General features: G+C 68.9%; 1 protein-coding gene. It reads left to right on the forward strand.

Annotated elements, in window-relative coordinates; all coding sequences use genetic code 11:
• Nucleotides 1–293: 293 nt before the first annotated feature.
• Nucleotides 294–492: hypothetical protein (locus tag J5M58_RS26440; RefSeq protein WP_207880310.1), on the forward strand; the 199-nt coding region annotated here is incomplete at its 3' end.

Raw genomic sequence — 492 nt, forward strand, 5'->3', positions numbered from 1 at the left:
TTGCCGCGCCGCCCGCACCGGCGGCGTCAGCGTCGGCACGGTCGCGGCGGTCGGCGCGGGCGTCGCGGCCGCCGTCGGAATCGGCGTCGCGGCAAGCTCCGGCGGCAACGGCAGCAGCGGCAGCACCGGCACGACGGGCACCCACTGAAAGCGCCCGGCTCGCCTCGGACGAAGGGCCCCAACGGGGCCCTTCGCTTATGCACACATGGAAAACACCGCCCTCTCCTTTCACCATGCCCGTGCGTCTACTGGTATCGCTCTGGATCATCGTGCTATGCGGTTGCTCGACGTCGATGCAAGGCCTCGCCGACGTGGCCGGCGTCTATTGGGGCGGCGGCAACCATCAGGTCGCGCGCACGGCGCTGGATGCGCGCTATCGCTATCTGCGCATCTCCGTTCGCGGCCGCGCGACGTTGATGATTCTCGGCTACGTCGATCGCGATCCGCTCGGGCCGATCGAGATTTGGTATAGCGGGCACGGCAAGGAAACGC

The organism is Pseudomonas sp. 32_A, assembly GCF_017490905.1.
GTDB lineage: Bacteria > Pseudomonadota > Gammaproteobacteria > Pseudomonadales > Pseudomonadaceae > Aquipseudomonas > Aquipseudomonas inefficax.